This window comes from Lentibacillus daqui (assembly GCF_027186265.1).
GTDB classification, from domain to species: domain Bacteria; phylum Bacillota; class Bacilli; order Bacillales; family Amphibacillaceae; genus Lentibacillus_C; species Lentibacillus_C daqui.
In genome coordinates this window covers 3379944-3399503 of sequence record NZ_CP114176.1, presented here as the reverse complement: position 1 = coordinate 3399503, position 19560 = coordinate 3379944, and the positions used below count along the sequence as shown (strand labels likewise).

The 19560-nt window shown below is 41.0% G+C and carries 19 protein-coding genes; 15 read left to right on the top strand and 4 right to left on the bottom strand.

Annotation, left to right across the window (positions count from 1 at the left end):
• Positions 1-2: 2 nt before the first annotated feature.
• Together O2S85_RS16945 and O2S85_RS16940 are read left to right on the top strand one after the other, a co-directional pair.
• On the top strand, positions 3-947 hold the full coding sequence (locus O2S85_RS16945) for a C40 family peptidase (protein ID WP_269410464.1): 945 nt from the start codon (positions 3-5) through the stop codon (positions 945-947).
• On the top strand, positions 940-1956 hold the full coding sequence (locus O2S85_RS16940; RefSeq protein ID WP_269412626.1) for an ABC transporter ATP-binding protein: 1017 nt from the start codon (positions 940-942) through the stop codon (positions 1954-1956). Before O2S85_RS16945 ends, O2S85_RS16940 begins: the two co-directional genes overlap by 8 nt.
• Before the next feature lie 201 nt (positions 1957-2157).
• Here O2S85_RS16940 and O2S85_RS16935 read toward each other — a convergent pair whose 3' ends face one another.
• On the bottom strand, positions 2158-2295 hold the full coding sequence (locus tag O2S85_RS16935; RefSeq protein ID WP_269412625.1) for a MetQ/NlpA family ABC transporter substrate-binding protein: 138 nt from the start codon (positions 2293-2295) through the stop codon (positions 2158-2160).
• A 111-nt stretch (positions 2296-2406) separates the two neighbouring features.
• Between O2S85_RS16935 and O2S85_RS16930 the strand changes: the two genes are divergently transcribed.
• Together O2S85_RS16930 and O2S85_RS16925 are read left to right on the top strand one after the other, a co-directional pair.
• On the top strand, positions 2407-2829 hold the full coding sequence (locus O2S85_RS16930; protein WP_269410463.1) for a MerR family DNA-binding transcriptional regulator: 423 nt from the start codon (positions 2407-2409) through the stop codon (positions 2827-2829).
• Positions 2816-4159, top strand: a complete 1344-nt coding sequence (locus O2S85_RS16925; RefSeq protein WP_269410462.1) for an RNA-guided endonuclease InsQ/TnpB family protein — start codon at positions 2816-2818, stop codon at positions 4157-4159. Before O2S85_RS16930 ends, O2S85_RS16925 begins: the two co-directional genes overlap by 14 nt.
• 64 nt (positions 4160-4223) lie before the next feature.
• On the opposite strand, the gene O2S85_RS16920 is transcribed toward O2S85_RS16925, so the two are convergent.
• Both O2S85_RS16920 and O2S85_RS16915 read right to left on the bottom strand, forming a co-directional pair.
• Entirely contained in the window at positions 4224-4448 is a 225-nt protein-coding gene (locus tag O2S85_RS16920; protein WP_269412624.1) for a MetQ/NlpA family ABC transporter substrate-binding protein, read from the bottom strand.
• A gap of 89 nt (positions 4449-4537) precedes the next feature.
• Positions 4538-5578 carry an Rpn family recombination-promoting nuclease/putative transposase gene (locus tag O2S85_RS16915; RefSeq protein ID WP_269410461.1) on the bottom strand — a complete coding sequence of 347 codons (1041 nt, stop codon included), beginning with the start codon at positions 5576-5578 and terminating at the stop codon, positions 4538-4540.
• A 689-nt stretch (positions 5579-6267) separates the two neighbouring features.
• On the opposite strand from O2S85_RS16915, the gene spoIID reads away from it, so the two are divergent.
• The 7 genes from spoIID (at position 6268) to O2S85_RS16880 (ending at position 13830) form a co-directional block, all read left to right on the top strand.
• A complete protein-coding gene (spoIID, locus tag O2S85_RS16910) occupies positions 6268-7452 on the top strand; it encodes a stage II sporulation protein D (protein WP_269410460.1) in 1185 nt (394 codons plus the stop codon).
• A gap of 291 nt (positions 7453-7743) precedes the next feature.
• Positions 7744-8748, top strand: a complete 1005-nt coding sequence (gene spoIIQ / locus O2S85_RS16905) for a stage II sporulation protein SpoIIQ (protein WP_269410459.1) — start codon at positions 7744-7746, stop codon at positions 8746-8748.
• 245 nt (positions 8749-8993) lie between these two features.
• A complete protein-coding gene (locus tag O2S85_RS16900) occupies positions 8994-10031 on the top strand; it encodes an AimR family lysis-lysogeny pheromone receptor (RefSeq protein ID WP_269410458.1) in 1038 nt (345 codons plus the stop codon).
• 90 nt (positions 10032-10121) lie between these two features.
• Positions 10122-10247 carry a hypothetical protein gene (locus tag O2S85_RS16895; RefSeq protein WP_269410457.1) on the top strand — a complete coding sequence of 42 codons (126 nt, stop codon included), beginning with the start codon at positions 10122-10124 and terminating at the stop codon, positions 10245-10247.
• 491 nt (positions 10248-10738) lie between these two features.
• On the top strand, positions 10739-11020 hold the full coding sequence (gene spoIIID, locus O2S85_RS16890; protein WP_269410456.1) for a sporulation transcriptional regulator SpoIIID: 282 nt from the start codon (positions 10739-10741) through the stop codon (positions 11018-11020).
• A 530-nt stretch (positions 11021-11550) separates the two neighbouring features.
• Positions 11551-12552, top strand: coding sequence for a rod shape-determining protein (locus tag O2S85_RS16885; protein ID WP_269410455.1), 1002 nt, complete (start codon positions 11551-11553; stop codon positions 12550-12552).
• 582 nt (positions 12553-13134) lie between these two features.
• Entirely contained in the window at positions 13135-13830 is a 696-nt protein-coding gene (locus O2S85_RS16880) for a DNA-directed RNA polymerase subunit beta (RefSeq protein WP_269410454.1), read from the top strand.
• 91 nt (positions 13831-13921) lie between these two features.
• Here O2S85_RS16880 and O2S85_RS16875 read toward each other — a convergent pair whose 3' ends face one another.
• Positions 13922-14071: a lmo0937 family membrane protein gene (locus O2S85_RS16875; RefSeq protein ID WP_269410453.1), complete on the bottom strand. Its 150-nt coding sequence runs from the start codon at positions 14069-14071 to the stop codon at positions 13922-13924.
• 234 nt (positions 14072-14305) lie between these two features.
• Between O2S85_RS16875 and fabZ the strand changes: the two genes are divergently transcribed.
• The 4 genes from fabZ (at position 14306) to O2S85_RS16855 (ending at position 19539) form a co-directional block, all read left to right on the top strand.
• The gene (fabZ, locus tag O2S85_RS16870; protein ID WP_269410452.1) at positions 14306-14725 is read left to right on the top strand and encodes a 3-hydroxyacyl-ACP dehydratase FabZ; all 420 of its coding nucleotides are present in this window, start codon (positions 14306-14308) and stop codon (positions 14723-14725) included.
• A gap of 221 nt (positions 14726-14946) precedes the next feature.
• On the top strand, positions 14947-15411 hold the full coding sequence (locus O2S85_RS16865; protein WP_269410451.1) for a competence protein ComK: 465 nt from the start codon (positions 14947-14949) through the stop codon (positions 15409-15411).
• Between the two features lie 220 nt (positions 15412-15631).
• The gene (locus O2S85_RS16860; RefSeq protein WP_269410450.1) at positions 15632-16489 is read left to right on the top strand and encodes an efflux RND transporter periplasmic adaptor subunit; all 858 of its coding nucleotides are present in this window, start codon (positions 15632-15634) and stop codon (positions 16487-16489) included.
• On the top strand, positions 16486-19539 hold the full coding sequence (locus tag O2S85_RS16855; protein ID WP_269410449.1) for an efflux RND transporter permease subunit: 3054 nt from the start codon (positions 16486-16488) through the stop codon (positions 19537-19539). The genes O2S85_RS16860 and O2S85_RS16855 overlap by 4 nt, the downstream gene beginning before the upstream one ends.
• Positions 19540-19560: the final 21 nt, after the last annotated feature.

Here is a 19560-nt window from a genome sequence, read left to right as displayed (position 1 = left end):
AGTTGTTTGATCAAACTTCAGATCAATGTTGGGTGACAGCGGTTCAGGTTGCAACGGTCTGGACAAATCCAGAGTCTGCAAGGGAGATAGATCAACCGGCAATAAGTAACCCGACTGATATCGATCAATGGATTGCCAGCCAGAATTATTTAAGAAAGGTAGCTTTATGTGATGAAAATCGGGTGCAAACGCAGCTGTTGTATGGAGAAAAAGTGATGGTAATCGATGAGCGGGATGGTTGGTGCCATATTGTTATTCCAACCCAACCATCGCATAAGGATGAACGTGGCTATCCCGGGTGGGTTCCATTCCAGCAGCTGAAAAAAGTATCAGTTCAGGATTGGTCAAGCAAATGGATGATTACAGTTACCGATAAATTCGCCTGGTTGGAAAAGATGTCTGGAGAGCGTGTGTTAAAAATCAGCTATCAAACCAGGCTGCCGTTAAAACGTGATCATGGTGATCGGGTCGAAGTGGTGGCACCCCATGGTTTATTGTTTTTGCCAAAGGCGTCGGTCAGCAAATTTTTAACTGCGAAGGGGCCAAGGAAGCAACCCGGAAATAAGCTCATTGAAACGGCAGAGCAATTTATTGGGTTGGAATACTTTTGGGGTGGTATGAGTGCGTTTGGTTTTGATTGTTCAGGATTTACTTATGTGATGCATCAAGCGAACGGATACCAAATACCACGGGATGCCGGAGATCAGGCAAAACAAGGAGTGCCGATTCCTTTTGATCGATTATTACCGGGTGATTTACTATTTTTTGCACATAAAGATGGAGCGGGCAGAATCCATCATGTCGGTATGTATTGCGGTGACGGCAGCATGATTCACGCACCAAAAACAGGTAAATCAATTGAAATGATTAAACTTGAAGGTACGTTTTATAAACGGGAGCTATGCGCAGCCAGACGATATTGGCAAGGAGCGGATGATGATGGTTGATAAAATTTTGCAGGTGAATCAGCTAAAGAAATACTTTGATATGGGAAAAGGTCAGCTACTAAAGGCCGTCAATGATGTTAGCTTCCATGTTAATAGAGGGGAAACGTTTGGGTTGGTTGGTGAATCAGGTTGTGGGAAGTCAACGATTGGGCGTACTATCATGGGACTCTATGAAAAAACGGCTGGTGATGTGGTTTATGATGGAAAAAATGTACATGAGTTGGACGGTAAGGAAAAGTTTCATTTTTACCGACAGATGCAAATGATTTTTCAAGATCCGTATGCTTCATTAAATCCGCGCTCAACGGTCAGGGAAGTGATCGCCGAGCCATTGGAAGTCCATGGTATATTTTCGCGTAGGAAGGAACAGCTAAAACGAATCTATGAACTATTGGAAGAGGTGGGTTTGAATCGTGATCATGCCAACCGTTATCCACATGAATTCAGCGGCGGGCAGCGGCAACGGATTGGGATTGCCCGGGCATTGGCATTGGATCCGGAATTTATTATTGCCGATGAACCGATCTCGGCCCTTGATGTATCCGTGCAGGCTCAGGTTGTGAATTTATTGAAGGAATTGCAACAGACCAAGGGGTTAACGTTCTTATTTATTGCCCATGATTTATCGATGGTGAAGCAAATTTCCGATCGAATTGGTGTGATGTATCTGGGGAATATGGTGGAATTAACAACAAGTGATACCCTTTACGAAAACCCGCTGCATCCTTATACACAAGCATTATTGTCGGCCATACCGATACCGGATCCTGATATTGAGGAAAGCCGGGAGCGAATTATTTTACAAGGAGAACTGCCCAGTCCCATCAACCCGCCAAGCGGCTGCGTGTTCCGCACCCGCTGCCCCATGGCAATGGACATCTGCGCCCACCAAAAACCAACCTGGCAAGAAATCGAACAACATCACTATGTTGCCTGCCATCTTTACACAGAGGTGGGACAGAGTGACAGGCAACGCGTCCCGGCAATAAATGTAAATCCTAAGGCATGAGTAATTAGTGAGAAGCGGATAGCTTGAATAAAGGAAAGTTGATTGAGCAAGAAGTAAAATCGATTGGGTAAGTGAGAAAACTAATCAGTAGGCTGCAACAACGCAAAACAATCTGCTTAAATAAAGCTATCTTTCGGGCGAGACAAATGAACCATCCCTTTGTCACGCCCGAAACTGGAGCAGAGGAGCTACCCCCTGCTCTTACCAAGCAGGGATGGCAGATCCGTCGAAGTTTTCCTCAACGAATTCTTTTATTTCATCGGATTGATACAGATCGATGATTTTTTTGAGGGCTTCATTATCTTTGTTTTCCTTTCGAACGGCAATCAGGTTAGCAATAGGGTTCCAAAACAGTTTATTCTAAATTATTTAAAATTAATTACTTTTTAGCAGGATTCTCGCATTTTATGTCGAACTTTGTTATGTAGAAAAATAAGGAGGATCGCTAACATGTATACCATCGATGAAGCATCCAGCATACTTGGTGTTCATCCCACTACATTAAGAAGGTGGGAAAAAGAGGGGAAGATAACATCCTCTCGAACCACCGGTGGCCATAGAAGATATGCTGTAGAAGACCTTAGTGCTATCAAGCGTGATTTGAAACCACTTCAAGACAAAATTGTTATTGGGTATTACCACGTCTCATCATCGGACCAAAAGGAAGAGTTAAAAAGGCAGGTCCATACCGTTTCACAGTATTGTTCGGCAAATGGATATCAGTTTCGTATTATAAAAGATCTGGGAAGTGGTATGCTTTCCATTATTACTGTCTTCAGCAGCCGCTTGTATGGAATCAGAAGTCACAAGCGAAAGAAACTGCAACAAGCGGTGAAACAGGTCATTGAGGACAACGGCCATGCTTACGTATAATAAAAAGGTACGGTTGGTGGTTACAAAGGAAAACAAGCAGTTACTCGATTCTCAATCCAGAATGTGCAACTGGCTGTACAATCAATTGCTGGACGCGGTGGAGGAAGATTATCGCAATGGAAAAAAGAAAAAACTGCTTTCCGGCAGAAACCTGAGGAATGAAGTACCGAAAATAAAAGGGGAAAACCCATTTTTGTTTAAAGTCCATTCCTCCCCATTGAAAAATACGGCATTACGGTTAAAAGATGCCTATGAACGATTTTTTGATCCAAAATTAATGAATGAGAAACCAAAATATCGTTCATGGAAAAGGAAGTGGTTTTCGCTATATTATGATGAACCAAAAAAAGGTTTTAAATTATTGGACGCCAATCAACTTTCCTTAAGTTTTGGCAAATTAACAGATGAAGAATACAAGGAATTAAGGAAAATAGATGAACAGGCTAAGAAGACCATCAAAATCAAAGTTGGACTTGTGGAAGCGGTAGAACTAAGCGAAACGGAGAGAATCAAAACCCTCCGCATTACAAAGGATCTGGATTCGTATTATGCCATTTTTACAATAGAAGATGTCAAAGAAATCACCAAGGTGAAGGAACAATCGTTTATTGTATTTGATCCCAACCATAAGAATTTGGCAGTAGGATTAGATAGTGATGGAAAATCATATGAATTGAAATCGATGAATGCACTGTTGAAGTATTGGGATAAACGAATCGATGAAATCAAATCAAAACGGGACAAATGTGAAAAGTTTAATAAGCTGGTATGCACCCCAAATGTTACGTATTTGGAGCCAAGCAAACGTTGGAAGAGACTCAATCATGCTTTGGAAAAGGCGCAATTAAAACGTCGAGAACAAATGAAGACGCTGTTATTTAGCTATGCGCATTATTTTTCCAAGCGTTTCGATACCATTTACATTGGTGATTATACTCCGACTCCCGATGTGGCAAAGTACGGGACGATGAGAAGGGCCATGTTAAATCAAACTCCAGTTGGACAGTTTCGCCGTATATTAAACTGGGTGCAGGCAAAAAGCGGTAAATATTATCAAAAGATCGATGAACGTGACACAACCAAAACCTGTTGTGTCTGTGGTCATCAGGAGAAAAAGGACCCATCCATTCGCAACTTTACATGTGTAAACTGCGGTACAACGCTTTCGAGAGATATCAACAGTGCAGTTAATATCGGAAAGAAAGCCAAAAAGCGATTGCCTCGCGCAGGCTATATAGGTGTGGAATCCCCTATGTATACAGTGTGGTGGGATTTTAAACAGGCAAAGATTGCTTGTGGTTTGACCCCATCTGCTGGCCTCGGGAAGTAAATCCGAGGAGTGAAACAAACATTCTTCTTGGTAACAGAGAAGAGGTCTTTGATTAATTTTAGGCTTAATTTCGGTTAGGTTTAAATAAACAAAGGAGTGCGGAATCAGATCCTTCCCGGAAAATCGTATCTTCAGCTGGAGACAGGCCGGCATCGATTGCAAAATTGGTGTTGATCGCTGCTGCATCAAGTTCACCTAGCTGTCGGGGAATTTGCGCCGGGTCAAGCTCCACGAATTCATAGTTATTCTTATTTTCAGCTATATCTTTGATGGTAGCATCTTCTTGCATCTGAAGCAAGCCGGCTTTTCAAACAGCATTAATGCGCGCCCGCTATTGTTGGGGTTATAGCAGCAAATCAGTAGGGAAAACAAAAGACATTATTCTTTTAAACCCTTACTTATTTCAACAATTTTATCCCAGGAAAGATTAGTAGCCTCCGCAATAAATTTAATATCCATTCCTTTGTCCAAGAGTTTCCGGGCAGTTTCCTCGAGTCTTTGCTCCGCCCGTTGATTTTTCCGTTCGGTCTCTTGTGCTTTTCGATTGATTTCTTCCTCCTTTAGTTCAACCTCTTGCTCCTTTAGTTCAACCTCTTGCTCTTTTTGCTCAACTTCCTGTTTCAGTTGTGTTAATTTCTTTTGATTTTCGGCTGCTTTTTTCTCCAATTCTTCCAGCTCTTGCTTCCTATTCTCCCGATCCTCTTGATCCAAAATCACTTTTAGTCTGGATTCATACGCTAACCGTTGCTCCTGTGTCATACTTAATTCTTCCCAATTGTGAAAAGCATCTCTCAGTGTTTTGTCGTTCACAGCAATCGCCTCCAGTTCATGGTAAATTTCATCGTAGACTTTTTTGTTACGTTGATCCACCATTCCCAACATCAAAAGCCACCTTGCCAACAAATCACTCCAAGGGTTGAGTTCGTTGTTTTTCCACGTCTTGATTAATTTGCCCATTTCAATAAAATGGATTTCCATTACATCTGTCAACTGGAATACATCCTTGTCTTCGTACAAATGGTATGTCTTATGGAAATGCTTCGTTTGTGAGAACAAATCAAAATTCAAGATATTGATCGTTATGACAGGGCGTAATTCTTTATAATCCATACTCTTTTGCTGCGATAGTGTATATAACCTTGACCAATAGAACAATGAACGCTTAATCATGTTGTGTTCATTCGTAAATTGAACCTCTACATTAATCTGTTCATTATCATCTGTAACTACTATCAAATCCAGTCTCGATTGCTTATCTTCTTCATATTCACCACCAATTTCGATGTCTGTAAACGAAATATCCTTAATCGGCTTTCGTCCTGTTTTTTGTAAAATAGCATTTAAGAAAACGACGGTAATTGTTTTATTCTTTTCATTTCCAAAAAGTTGCTTAAAGGCGTAGTCTACCTTTAAATCCATTAGTCTTTCCAGTGCTATGCGTTTGAGTAACTCCGGGCGGGTGTTTTTATGCATTTTCTTGTTTTTCTTTGCGTAGTCATTAGGGTTTTCTCTTACGATAAGTGGTGCATTAGCAGGTTGTTTATGTGGAACTCGGATAATTGCCAGAGGAAACACATCCTTTATGTTTTATGGGTACTTAACCAAGGAGTTTATCTAAAGATAGTATAGCATATTTCGTGAGTGCAAACAAGCGTTCCTTTTATGAAATCTTTAAAAAAGAGAGCATTATCTTTTACGGCAATACCCCACTGGGTAATACTAAGATACATGTTTTTAAAGTTGGACAGCATGTACCTCTATCCGCTTATTTTCTTAGTGATCTGGAGGTGTCCCTATATTTCAAGATAAAATTTTCGGTTCTATTGCTTTGGAAATATGTATAAGTTTAGTAGTGGGGATACTAGAGTGCGTGTTCAAAAGGAGGATAAAAAGACCGAGAAGTTCTAGGCGGCGTAGCTTTGAGCACCGGAGTGTACATAAAAGGTACATGAGGAGCGGAAAAGCAAGCCAACGACGAAATTCGAAGTGTCATTTTTACCGGACTTTTTGAACATCCTCTAGAATGTACTTCTCGGAATGTCATCACGATAACAGGAATAGTTACAGTCAAAAAGCAGCATATTAATTCTCATACGAGGAGGCGGCAGATGAATAATCGCAAATACCATTACAAAACAAATCCAATGCCAAAAGCGTGGGAAAAGAAGAAACCGAAATTTCCTTCCAAGCGGATGTCGCATTTTTCCAGGATCAAGCAGGGAAAACCAAACAAATTAGGCAAACCAATTCCGGGAAAATCTTCTACCTGGAAGGTTCCGGGAATCGTTTTTCTAGCCAGCTTAGTTGTTATTATCCTGATTATCCCTACCTTAATTGCATTACCTGATCAAGATCATGACCAGGCCCATATAAGCACGAAAAAGGCTGAAAAAAAATCGGAAAATCCTTCTTCAGATAATCAAAAACCAGTTGAATTGACTGCAGGGGATTCTCCTTTTTCTGTTGAAGTGATGCGGGCGAGTTCGAATAAGGTAGAAGATGTACCCCTAGAAACATATGTATCGAGAGTGGTAGCTTCGGAAATGCCTGTTGATTTTGAAATGGAAGCATTAAAAGCGCAGTCGCTCGCTGCCCGGACCTATGTGGTCGACCTGCTGCTGAATCAAGATAAAAAAGATGAACCTGCTATCACCGATACGACAGATAATCAGGTATACAGCAATGATGCAGAACTCCAGAAGAAGTGGGGGAAAGATTATGATAAGAATATGCAAAAGATAAACAAGGCAGTTGCCGCCACAAAGGGAGAAATCCTGACGTACGATAATAATCCAATTTTTCCGGCGTTCTTTTCAACAAGTAATGGCTATACGGAAAACTCGGAGGATTATTGGGAAAATAAGCTACCTTATTTACGCAGCGTGAAAAGTCCGTGGGATAAGGATTCACCGAAGTTTTTGGATCAACAGGTGGTCGCCGTAGATAAGGCCGAACAAGAACTTGGTGTACAAATTCCGGGTGATTTGGAGGCAGATGTATCGAGAACAGATGGAAACCGTGTCGGTACATTAACCATTGATGGAAAAACATTTACAGGAAAAGAAATTCGGGAAAAATTCAATTTGCGCTCCAGCGACTTTTCCATCAAACATAAAAATGGTCATTTAATATTTACCACCAAAGGGTTTGGTCATGGCATTGGTATGAGTCAATATGGGGCAAACGGGATGGCTAAGGCTGGAAAAGATTATAAGGATATTGTTAAACACTATTATAAAGGAGTTAAAATTAGTGAAGTAACCGAAACAGCCCCAACACTGGTAGCAAAATAAATAGGATCGCTTATTGATAGAATGGGTAAGCCATATATTCATATAACCTCCCCTGACATATGCCGTTTGTCAGGCTGGGAGGTTATTTTTTTAAAATGACGCAGAAATGTTCATACTGTATGAAAGAAATCCCTTTTCGCTAGCTAAAACCCCTGATAAAACCATAGATTCGTCATTAAACTTCTTAGTTTCTCTGATATTTCGTAAAAAATGCATAATATCGCAAATTTTTTTGCAAAGCATGTATAGTTTTTCTTTTTTCTGATCAGAATGGTTGTTGAGGTGATGATCATGAAAGAAGAAAACAATGCTCCAAAAAATAAATGGAGCCGCATTTTTCGTAAGAAGTGGTTCTTTCCAGCATTATACCTGGTAATTGCTGCTATTCTCCTTACAGCAGTTATATGGTATCAAAATCTGGATAACCAAGTTAAAGAGTCGGATGATAGTCAGGTTGAGGATTACGCTGATGGTTCTTATGACCAGGAAGCCAAGCCAGTAGCAAACCAGCAAGAACAGATCAAAATGCCTGTTAAAGCAGATCAAGCAGAAATCGTAACTAAATTTTTCGATTACAACGCGGATGATAAGGATCAGGAGGAAGCCTTAGTCCATTACAATAACCGATACTATCAAAGTACTGGTATCGATATTGCATCCCCGGACACTGAAAAATTCGATGTTACAGCTGCACTAAGTGGTACTGTTAAAGAGGTAAAAGAAGATCCACTCTTGGGTAACGTTGTCGAATTATCTCATCAAAAAGGCGTCACAACGTACTATGCAAGCCTTGGAGAAGTAAATGTTAAAGCAAACGACAAGGTGAAGCAAGGTGATGTTATCGGGACAGGTGGCAAAAATCTATTTAATAAGGACAAAGAAGTACACGTCCACTTTGAGTTGAGAAAAGATGAAAAAGCGCTCAACCCGGAAGAATTCTTTAATCAGCCAGTAAGCAAGCTTGACAGTGTAAAAACTGATGAAGCAAGTGCAGAGGAATCAAAATCCAAAGAAGATTCAAAAGCGGATGACGCCAACAAGGAAGATGAGTCAGTGACTACTGGTGATGATGAAAATCAATCAGATTCCGATGCAACGGATGAATCCGATGATAACAGCAATGCAGATGATTCCGATCAATCCGGTTCAGATGAAAATAGTGATGGAGCAGATGCAGATAAGGAGAACCCGGATCAAACAACTCCAGACGAGAACAAGGATTCTGAATCAGATGAACAAGATGGAACTTCTAACGGAGATGCATCCAAATCAGCGAATACATCCAAAAATGCATAACTTGAATGAACCTGTACCCTAGTAAATGTTGCTAGGGTTTATTTTTTTTGATCAGACATGGAGTTGCCAAATATTTACAATTGTTAAAAGTGCGAAAATTGTCGAACGATTATGCTTTTCATTTGACGAAATTATGTTATTATGAAAATAGATGTCACATATTGCTAGTGTTTGACGAAATGTGTCGCGATAATTAATTAACTTGAATCCAAGCACTTAGTACGCAGAAGAAGGGAGAGCCCAGAGTGAAGTACTCCAAGACTGGCATGGCAGCAAACTCTCTATCATCCATTCCCGATGAAAACAAATTATCGTTGGGGCAGGTCCAGCTCATGTTGTTTCGGGAACATAACAATGAGACTGCCTTACAATTAATGCGGCAATTTTGTTTGCAATCGACATCCGATGAAATTAAGAAAAAAGGAATGGAGTTTCTATATACAAACGGCTATATAAATGATCTACAATTACTGGTCAATAAAAATCGGGAATCCAGCAATGCTTCCAACCGGGAATGGGCAGAAATATATCAGCTGGTTGTGAATCGAAAACGACAATCTGGTCAGTACTCACGAGCATTAGCGGAGCATCTATCCTTTTATAAGACGGATGACCCCGAGTTGCAATGTGTCATTGAACTGCTGAAATTAGCCTGTCATTTTGATCTGCGGGAATTTGGCAAGTTTGGGAATTTCCTTGATAAGCTGTCCGATTTGTTTGATGCGGTAGAAGATGTTCAGTTGTTATTTTATTTTAATTTAAGACTCTATCAAAACTTGTTTATTTATTATTGGACAAGAAACGAGTTAATTATGGCCAGGAAGTATGCATTTCGGGTACTCAATGAAACAACCAATAATCAAACAATCGTAAACATGCATATCAACTTGGGACTCACGTACACATTCGATACTTATTTCCAAGGTATGTATCATTTGAATAAAGCTTCAAAATTAGCAGAGAAATATCATTATCAAGATAGTCTTCGTGCTATACACCAGCAAAACATACCATTCTTGTCGGCACATTTTAAACAGGTGGATGGTATTGTAAGCGATGACAAAAGTGAGCAAGCCCATATTGAAATAGCAAAAGGCAATTATGACCAAGCAATTAAACTTTTAAATGAAGTGCCAATAGACAGCCCCTTTAAACTGTATTATTTGGGAGCTGCCAAACAAGATAAAAATATACTGCTTCAATCATACAATCAATTCATTGAAAAAAGAAGTGATTATTTCTTCTCCAGACTGCCACTAAATGATTTGGCGGACATGAAATGAAGTGATGTGAGTGGGGTACTTACCCTGCTTTTACCATAATTTTTCCACATCTTATGCTTGTAACGAAAAATGAAGAAGGGAGGGATTTACATGAAAAAGGTACGTTTACTTGCTCTTGCGGTTGTCATGTCATTCGGAATTGTGTTGACTGCAGGAATGGGCGCTCATTCCGGAGATGTGATTGCACATGACCCAGGGTATGGTGATATTGATTAACGAGTAGTTATCTTTTGTAATTGGTTGCTCCTTCATGTGGTGAATTACGGCAAGAGACCTATCTCTGCGTTAAGTATTTTACGTTTCCACATACTGCTTTTCAGTAGCTGTAATTCACCACTAACAAAAATACTGTTTGTCCCCTTCCATGAAACGCGTAATTTTAATCATAATCCACGAAGAGCAATAATAAAATGTTACAAACCAAGCAATCAAATGATGTCTGAGGTGAGAGCTTGTGTAGCATGTCAAACCAATTTGTCAACCACTAATACATACATTCCTTCTAAACTCGAGTTCATTTTCATATATATCGATAATAGACCAGCATACCATTTTCAGGATAGCTATGTCCTGTGTTTTTTGAATATTGGAATTTTAAGAGACATCGCTCACAATCAAACATTTCTAGTTGATACGTAGTCTAATTTCTTGACCACCTTGTCTCAGATACACACCTCGGAAACAGACAACTTAGGGAGGCGAACGGTGTGCACGATTACATCAAGGAAAGGACTATCAGGATAGGGAAATATGTCGTTGAGACGAGGAAAACTGTCCGTATGATAGCAAAGGAATTTGGTGTATCCAAAAGTACAGTTCACAAAGATTTAACGGAAAGACTGCCAGAAATACATCCGGAACTAGCAAATCAGGTAAAAGATATACTCGAATACCATAAATCCATCCGCCATCTTCGCGGAGGTGAGGCAACCAGAAAGAAGTATAAAGATGAACCGGAAAGTGCAACAACCATTGAACCGGTTGGATGAGCAGGATGACCGCTAAGGGGGTGATGATCGCAAATTAAAATGAAAATTATTTTCACCTGATACCGGAAAATCCAATGAACGTGTGGATTTTCCGGTATTTGTTGTTTGCTCCCGGGGGTGTATATCGATCGACTTTCATCAGTTCTCGATCAACTTTTTGTCCGGACCGATCGACTTTTATGCATTCTCGATCAACTTTCATGAGCATACGATCAACTTTCACGTGTGCACGATCGATATTGTTCCTGAACCGATCAATTTTTTCCTTATGATGTGCATTTTTACGGCAGTCCTAAACTCTTCCCATTTTCTGGGTAAATCTTCCTAACTATTTTCTGTTTTGGGGCAGTTTATTCATGTAATCTATGTTAAAATATAAAATTAGCAGCATTATGTCCTCTGACTGATGCCATAGTAATAAAGGTTGTTCAAAAAGTCGGCAAATGATGAGCAGTGAATCTCTTCGCTGGCTTGCTTCTCATTCGGCAACTTTGTGAACACGGATTTAAAAGCAAGGAGGATCTTGACTCATGTTATCCAGGGATATTGGAATTGATCTTGGGACAGCCAATGTTTTAATTCATTTAAAGGGGAAGGGGATTGTCTTGGATGAACCTTCTGTTGTTGCTATGAATCGTAATACTGGTCGTGTGCTGGAAGTAGGCGAGGCTGCACGCAGAATGGTTGGACGTACACCGGGAAATATTGAAGCTACCCGCCCGTTGAAAGATGGGGTTATTGCGGATTTTGATGTGACGGAAGCAATGTTAAAACATTTTATTGATAGAATTAATGTGAAAGGATTTTTGGCAAAACCTCGTATGCTGATTTGCTGCCCTACGAATATTACCAAGGTCGAGCAAAAGGCGATAAGGGAAGCAGCGGAAAAATCCGGCGGTAAAAAGGTGTATTTGGAAGAGGAGCCAAAGGTCGCAGCGATTGGGGCCGGCATGGAAATTTTTCAACCGAGTGGCAATATGGTTGTTGATATTGGTGGCGGTACAACCGATATTGCAATCCTGTCAATGGGTGATATTGTTACGGCGAAATCGATTAAAATGGCTGGTGATAAATTTGATGGGGAAATACTTCAATACATAAAGAAAAAATATAAATTGTTAATTGGAGAACGTACCGCGGAGGAAATTAAAATTAATGTAGCGACCATTTTCAAGGACTCGCGCAAAGAGGAAATGGATATTCGCGGACGTGACATGGTAACCGGTTTGCCAAAGACGATTACCGTTTATTCTGATGAAATCGAAGGCGCACTCCGTGAATCGGCAAATCTAATTACCCAAGCTGCCAAATCTATCCTGGAACAAACACCACCAGAATTGTCCGCTGACATTATCGACCGTGGTGTCATTCTAACAGGAGGAGGGGCATTAATTCACGGTATTGACCAATTATTGGCAGAGGAATTAAAGGTTCCTGTATTTATTTCCGAAGAACCAAAGAATTGCGTTGCCAAAGGGACAGGGGCTATGCTGGAAAACATTGATAAAATTGAACGCCGGAAAATTGTTTGATGTGCCATGATCGTACGGGAAATCCGATTCATCCTGACGAAATAGATATGACAGTTACGGAAACCGGGAAAATTCAATTGGACAATCATTTTATCTTCGCCCAATCGAAGGCGAGAATATGGTTATGTTGACGACAAAGGATGGGTATCCGGTCATTGGGAAAACTGGACCGAGTTAACCAACTCAGGTAATTTGTTTCCAAAAACTTTGGTCAGCGCTGGAACGGAAATAGTAAGCTAGTACTTTTTGACTTGTTGACAAAAAGGTACAAAAATCACTATAGTAGTTTTATATACTTTTAAGTGCGTGTTCAAAAGGAGGATAAAAAGGACCGAGAAGTTCTAGGCGGCGTAGCTTTGAGCACCGGAGTGTACATAGAAGGTACATGAGGAGCGGTAAAGCAAGCCGACGAGTTCTTCAAATGAAGGCCGACTAAAAACGGGCTTGCGCTCAGGCGTCGGCATACCCCTTTTGCAGGGGCATGTCATTTTTACCGGACTTTTTGAACTTCCTCTTTAAACCGATTATAGATTTTCCGTACTGCGATGAAGCACCATGTAGCAGGAAGTAAGGAGAACCGCCATGTCCACTAATCCGAATCAACAGAAAAAGCCTGAACCAAACAAGAACTTTTTAGAACGCACGCAACAAAAAGGAAAGCAAGTGTTGAACTGGTTGCAGCGTGTACTGAAACAAGCGACAGAAAAAGCTAAGCCAATGCTTGTCAAATTTCGTGATATTTTGCAGGAATTGTTAATAAGGACAAAGAAATTACTTAGCAAATTATATGTCTTTTTGAAGGAACTGGCAAAAAAGACTTCCTGGAAATTAAGAGAATTTGCGCACTTGCTCATGAAATACCTGAAAAAGTGGTGGCAAGTATGGAAAGAAAAAATAAAATATGCCAAGCAACAAAGAGCGAAAGCAAAACAAGGTGTGGCGGTTCAACCTGACAAGCCTGATACACAAACAAGGAAAACACGTAAAAAACAGGCGGCCGCACCAGCACCGATTCCGGAATCAGATGAAACTGGTAAAGTGCAAACCCGCGAGCAATTTAAACAATTAAAAAAGCAGCAAAAACGGCAACATAAAAAGCCGAGACGACGTATTTTTCCCATTTGGCTGCGAATCATTGTCGTCCTCGGGCTTTCTTTGGTAGCGCTGATGATCGGTTTAATGATCGGATATGGGGGCATAGGTGATGGCCATCCGCTTGATGCGTTGCATAAAAGCACATGGCAGCATATTATAGATATTGTAAAGCAAGAAAAGTGATTAAAAAAGCATGGTTGTGAATACGGGCCATGCTTTTCGTATGAACTATTTTACGCCTGACCTATTTGGACGAATGTGGCTGTTTTGGGAGTTAGTTTTGCTTTTTTCCGCCCGTCACCAGTCGTATGATCAATACAATAATGGCAATAATGAGTAAAATATGGACAAGACCACCGGCAACTTTAAAGATTAATCCGAGTAACCACAGCACGATCAGGATGATAAAGATTGTCCAAAGCATCGTATCACTCTCCTCATCGTTAACATTCCCGATTTTTTTACGATCTATTCGCGATTTGGAGCCAGTATGAAAGGCAAAAACATACTTCTTGGAACGTTGTGGTCAAAACCCGGGTGACAATGATCCCGACGATTTACCATTCTATTTGTTATAATGTAGAAACGAAAGGAAAAAATGTTTGTTCAAAAGATGGATTGTCCTCTTTTTGAACCATTAAAAAGGAGCGAATGTTACATGGACACAAAGGAAATAAAAGAAACTCTCCCCCATCGCTATCCGTTTTTATTGGTGGATAAAATTACGGAGGTAGATGAGGGTAAACGGGTAGCCGGAATCAAAAATGTATCAATCAATGAACCGTTCTTTCAAGGGCATTTTCCCGATTATCCGGTTATGCCTGGCGTCTTGATTATTGAGGCGCTTGCCCAAGTTGGTGCGATTACTATGTTGGGCAAGGAAGAGAATAAGGGGAAAATTGGATTCTTGGCAGGTGTAGATAAATGCCGGTTTAAGCGGCAAGTCAAGCCAGGGGATCAATTGAAATTAGAGGTTGAGATTCTCAGGTTAAAGGGACCAATCGGTAAAGGCAAAGGAATAGCAACAGTCGATGGTGAACTTGCCTGTGAAGCAGAAATTATGTTTGCGATAAAGTGAAACTAAAAAATGTATGATAGCGGACAGTTCCTTCGTTTTTCTTTTCCAGCACAGGAATAGCAAAACGGAATGTACTGTCCGTATTTTTATTTTCAAGGTAACAAACGAATAGGAACAAAGTGCTAATCTTGGTAAATATTATTTAAATAAATGTTACTTTAGTTTGAATATTATTATGAAAATAGTATAATAGTCTCATAATGATAGGAGGGGGGAGGACGGTGAAATCACCTTCACCGATTTATGTCATAACACCAAAAACCAAAGCCATTATTACAAAGGGTTCCAGTTATTATCATTCTTTAATCCTGGAAACAGGGCGAAAAAGAACATCCATATATAAACCACAGTGCATAATTGATCATAGCTGTGAAATTAACGGTTCTACATTAATAGGGAGACGAAATGCAGCAGGGAAAATTTTAAAAACCCGCAGCAAGCTTCCTATACCGGTAGCGCCGCATAAAGATGTGTACATGTTACCAACGGCTTCCATTAAAAACAGTGATTGCGTGTGGATTTCGTATTACCATATATACGATTACGAACAGCGGGACGATAAAACATTTATTGCCTTTCATGACGGATCAGGCCTCTATGTTAATGCTTCAGTAAGTGCAATTGATATGCAATTTAAAAGGACGAGTCATGTTATTGCGCAAATGAACCATCCTTTCTTCCATTGACCAAGATTAGAAAAAGAATAAAGGCAGAAGTGCCCGATTAGCTACTTGTCAGGTGCTGAGCTGGACGTGGTTTATCCTGGTTTAACAGAATAAAGTGCAACTTTTATACTTTCTTTTTTTTGAAAATAATACTTGCTTCAAGTAATTGAATCCATGTATGATGAGAATGGATGAAATATTAGAACACGGGTGGACCTGTCCCAAAAGAGGAGTTACATAGATGCGCAGACTATTTTTATCATTGGTAGTATTGATGTTTGTTGGTTTACTTGGAGCATGCAGTTCAGACGATGATGCAAAGGAAAAGAAAGCAGAATCGGTTACGCCTGTGGAAACTGCCAAGGTTGAGCAGGGTGATTTGGTAACGGAAAAGACGGTTTATGGCCGTACCGCTCCGGACTCGTCCACACCGATTATGGTTGAAACGCCTGGGGAAATAAAGACGCTTAAAGTGGAGAATGGTGATGAAGTCGAAAAAGATGATTTAATCGCTATTCTTTCCGGTGACAACCATATTTATGCACCAAATGACGGCATTGTCACCAGCTTGTCTGCCGATGAAGGATCAGTGGTATCGAATTCTGATCCGTTAGCAGTGATTGCCGATTTGGATTCATTGAAAATTAAAGTTGATGCCACAGCTGATGAAATGGATTTATTCACCAAGGATGACGAACATAAAGCGGTTATCAATGGGAAGGAAGTAAAGGCAACCATTTCGTCCATTGATAAAATGCCAAATGATACAGGATTATACCCAATAGAGGCAACTTTTGATAATGATAAGGAAAAGTTGATACCCGGTGAGGTGGCAAAACTTTACTTGCCTGTCAAAAAAGTAAAAGATGCGCTGATTGTACCAACTGCAGCGATTGTGAAGGAGAATGATCAATCATTTGTATACATCGTAAATCATGATACGGTTAAAAAAACAGAAATAACCGTGAAAGAAACACAATCGGATGAATCAGCGGTTAAAGGTAATGTGAAAAAGGGCGATAAAGTAGTAACAAGCGGTCAGCAAACACTTGCGGATGGCAGTAAGGTTAATGTGGTGAAAGCGGGGAATCCATCGTGAAACTAGTCAACACCTCTGTCAAACGACCGGTTGGGGTAATCATGATCGTATTGGCGATTCTCGCATTGGGTTTCGTATCGATGCGGAATCTCGTGGTGGATTTGTTCCCGAAAATCGATCTCCCCATTGCCGTAGTTGCGACCACATATGAAGATGCTGCGCCACAAGAAGTTGAGAATCTGGTAAGTCGCCCGATTGAGTCATCGGTTAGTTCCATTGAAGGTATTGAAACCGTGCAGACACAATCCCAATCTGGTTCTTCACTGGTGATGATGATGTTTAAAAACGGCACCGATTTGGATCAGGCTTTAATCGATGTCCGGGAAAAAATTGATCAGGTAAAGGGAGCACTGCCAGATGATGCTGGTGATCCAAGTGTCCTCCGCTTTAACCCGGAACAAATGCCAGTCATGTGGGTCGGCCTCACCGGGGAAGATGCAGCAAATCTGACTGATGTTGCTGATGAACAACTGACTCCATATTTTGAACGACAAGGCGGCGTTGCGTCAGTCTCTGTAGAAGGTGGCAAGGAGCGAGAAATCCAGCTCGTTCTGGATCAGGCTAAAATGCAGCAGTATGGGATTACCGCGGATACCCTCGTGCAAGCATTGAATGGCACCAATCAATCCACCTCAGCAGGTTCCGTTGATAAAGGAAATCAGGACTTGCAAATCCGTATAACCGGCGAATTTGACTCACTTGAGGATATTGATCAAACGATTGTTCAGACCGAAAACGGCACGAAAATTCATGTTGGCGATGTTGCTAAAATCAAAGATACATTTAAAGCACAGGGAACAAAAACACTTGTCAATGGCGAGCCATCTGTTGTGTTATCCTTTATGAAGAAAACCGATGCAAACACAGTAGATGTTGCTGATAATATCAGAGACAGCATGGATGAGATCAAAAACCAGCTGCCTGATGGCGTTGATTTAAATGTCCTTATTGATACATCTGACTTTATTAAACTATCGATTAACTCTGTTGTCCAAAATATTTTGCTAGGCGGGATTATTTCCATCCTGGTGTTACTCTTATTCTTAAAAAGCATTCGGGCAACGATTGTTATTGGTATTTCGATTCCGATTGCGATTATTACCACCTTTGCGTTAATGTATTTTACCGGTGAGACGTTGAATGTATTGACACTAGGCGGGTTAGCGCTCGGGCTTGGAATGATGGTCGACAGCTCGATTGTTATTTTGGAACATATTTTTACATATCGGCAGCGTGGCTATAGTTTATTTGAGTCCGCAACAAAAGGGGCTTCCGAAATGGCACCTGCTGTTATTGCTTCAACAACGACTACTGTAGTGGTGTTTTTGCCAATGATTTATGTGAAGGGTATTGCATCCGATTTGTTTACACCACTTGCACTGACTGTATCGTTTTCCTTGATTGCATCACTAATTGCTGCGGTTACGCTAGTGCCGATGCTGTCGTCGAAATTATTATCAAAGGCAATGGAGGACAACGGACGGCGGTATTGGTTTGATCGTGTGCTAAAACGTGTGAACAATGCGTATGTCGGTGTGTTGAAATGGGTGCTCGGGCATCGGAAATCGACCATTTTTGGCACACTCGCAGCAATCATTGCCAGTTTATGTCTGATTCCATTTATTGGAGCAGAATTCATTCCGTCATCAGACGAAGGGCAAATCCAAATTCAGGTGGAGGCGCCAGAGGGTAGTTCACTTGACTATACAGAAGGAATAGTTGATAAGATCAATGACCGGTTAAAAAGCTATGATGATCTGATGGAAACTGATTATGCCGAGATTGGCAATGGTGAATTGGGTCTTGCGGCACAAGGAAACGTAGCAACCTTTAATATGCAGCTTGTCCCAGCATCTGAGCGTGAACAAACAACCACAGCGATTGTGCAAAAGATTAATGGTGACTTGCAGGACATTGCTGGTGCAGATATTAAGGTAAGTGCGATGGATAGTGGTGTCGGTATGGGCAATCCGGTGCAAATTCAACTGAAAGGTCCGGAACATGAAGAACTAAGCAAACTTGGCGATCGGGTGGTCGACGAAATTTCCAATATAAAAGGTGTTTATAATCCGGAATCATCGGCATCGGAAGGAGTTCCACAGCAAACCGTTACCATTGATAAAGAAAAAGCTGCCATGTATGGTTTAACGCAAGAACAAATCTCCGGTCAGATCCAGATGTTGTTTACCGGTCAGATGGCTACCAAATATCGTGAGGAAGGCCATGAGATGGATGTTACACTCATGTATCCGGAAGAAGAAAACAGCACAATTAGTGATCTGGAGAATATGACCATCCAAACACCACAGGGAGAGACAATCCCATTGGAAGAGGTGGCAGCCTTTGAGGAGGTACAAGGGCCGGCAACATTAAATCGGGAAAATCAGCAACCGCAAATCAATGTCACCAGTGATATCGTTGATCGTGATTTGGCAAGTATTGTAAAAGATATTGAAACGCGTCTGGGTGACATGAATTTTCCTGACGGCTATAGTTACGATATTGGCGGTCAGGCTGAGGATATGGCGGATTCCTTTTCGGATTTAGCCATGGCGCTCGTGTTTTCGATTTTTCTTGTTTATGCGGTGATGGCAGTCCAATTTGAGAATTTCCTGTTTCCATTTATTATTATGTTCTCCATACCTGCCACGGTAATCGGAATTGTGATCGGATTGCTGGTAACAGGCCTGTCATTAAGTATCCCGGCATTTATCGGGATTATCATGCTTGCCGGTATTGTCGTCAACAACTCGATCGTGTTTGTTGACTATATCAATATCCTGAGGCGAAAAGGGATTGAACGCTACGATGCCATTATCCAGGCAGGTCCGAGCAGGATGCGGCCAATCCTCATGACCACTTTAACAACGATCTTTGGAATGGTTCCACTTGCCATGGCATTGGGTGAAGGGGCGGAAATACAACAGCCACTTGCCGTAACAATCATTTTCGGCCTGGGTGTTTCCAGTATTTTTACGCTATTACTGATTCCGGTTGTCTATACCCTGTTTGACGACTTGACAGCAAAAATAACAAGAAGGGAAAAATAAACCAAGCGGGACAGAAGGAAT

Excerpts from the sequence above, each read along its gene's own strand:
- O2S85_RS16940 (WP_269412626.1), top strand. The coding sequence starts at position 940 with ATGGTTGATAAAATTTTGCAGGTGAATCAGCTAAAGAAATACTTTGAT.
- O2S85_RS16880 (WP_269410454.1), top strand. The coding sequence starts at position 13,135 with ATGTCCACTAATCCGAATCAACAGAAAAAGCCTGAACCAAACAAGAAC.
- O2S85_RS16925 (WP_269410462.1), top strand. The coding sequence starts at position 2,816 with ATGCTTACGTATAATAAAAAGGTACGGTTGGTGGTTACAAAGGAAAAC.
- spoIIQ (WP_269410459.1), top strand. The coding sequence starts at position 7,744 with ATGAAAGAAGAAAACAATGCTCCAAAAAATAAATGGAGCCGCATTTTT.
- O2S85_RS16860 (WP_269410450.1), top strand. The coding sequence starts at position 15,632 with ATGCGCAGACTATTTTTATCATTGGTAGTATTGATGTTTGTTGGTTTA.
- O2S85_RS16930 (WP_269410463.1), top strand. The coding sequence starts at position 2,407 with ATGTATACCATCGATGAAGCATCCAGCATACTTGGTGTTCATCCCACT.
- O2S85_RS16875 (WP_269410453.1), bottom strand. The coding sequence starts at position 14,071 with ATGCTTTGGACAATCTTTATCATCCTGATCGTGCTGTGGTTACTCGGA.
- fabZ (WP_269410452.1), top strand. The coding sequence starts at position 14,306 with ATGGACACAAAGGAAATAAAAGAAACTCTCCCCCATCGCTATCCGTTT.
- O2S85_RS16915 (WP_269410461.1), bottom strand. The coding sequence starts at position 5,578 with ATGGATTTAAAGGTAGACTACGCCTTTAAGCAACTTTTTGGAAATGAA.
- O2S85_RS16885 (WP_269410455.1), top strand. The coding sequence starts at position 11,551 with ATGTTATCCAGGGATATTGGAATTGATCTTGGGACAGCCAATGTTTTA.
- spoIID (WP_269410460.1), top strand. The coding sequence starts at position 6,268 with ATGAATAATCGCAAATACCATTACAAAACAAATCCAATGCCAAAAGCG.
- O2S85_RS16920 (WP_269412624.1), bottom strand. The coding sequence starts at position 4,448 with ATGCAAGAAGATGCTACCATCAAAGATATAGCTGAAAATAAGAATAAC.
- O2S85_RS16895 (WP_269410457.1), top strand. The coding sequence starts at position 10,122 with ATGAAAAAGGTACGTTTACTTGCTCTTGCGGTTGTCATGTCATTCGGA.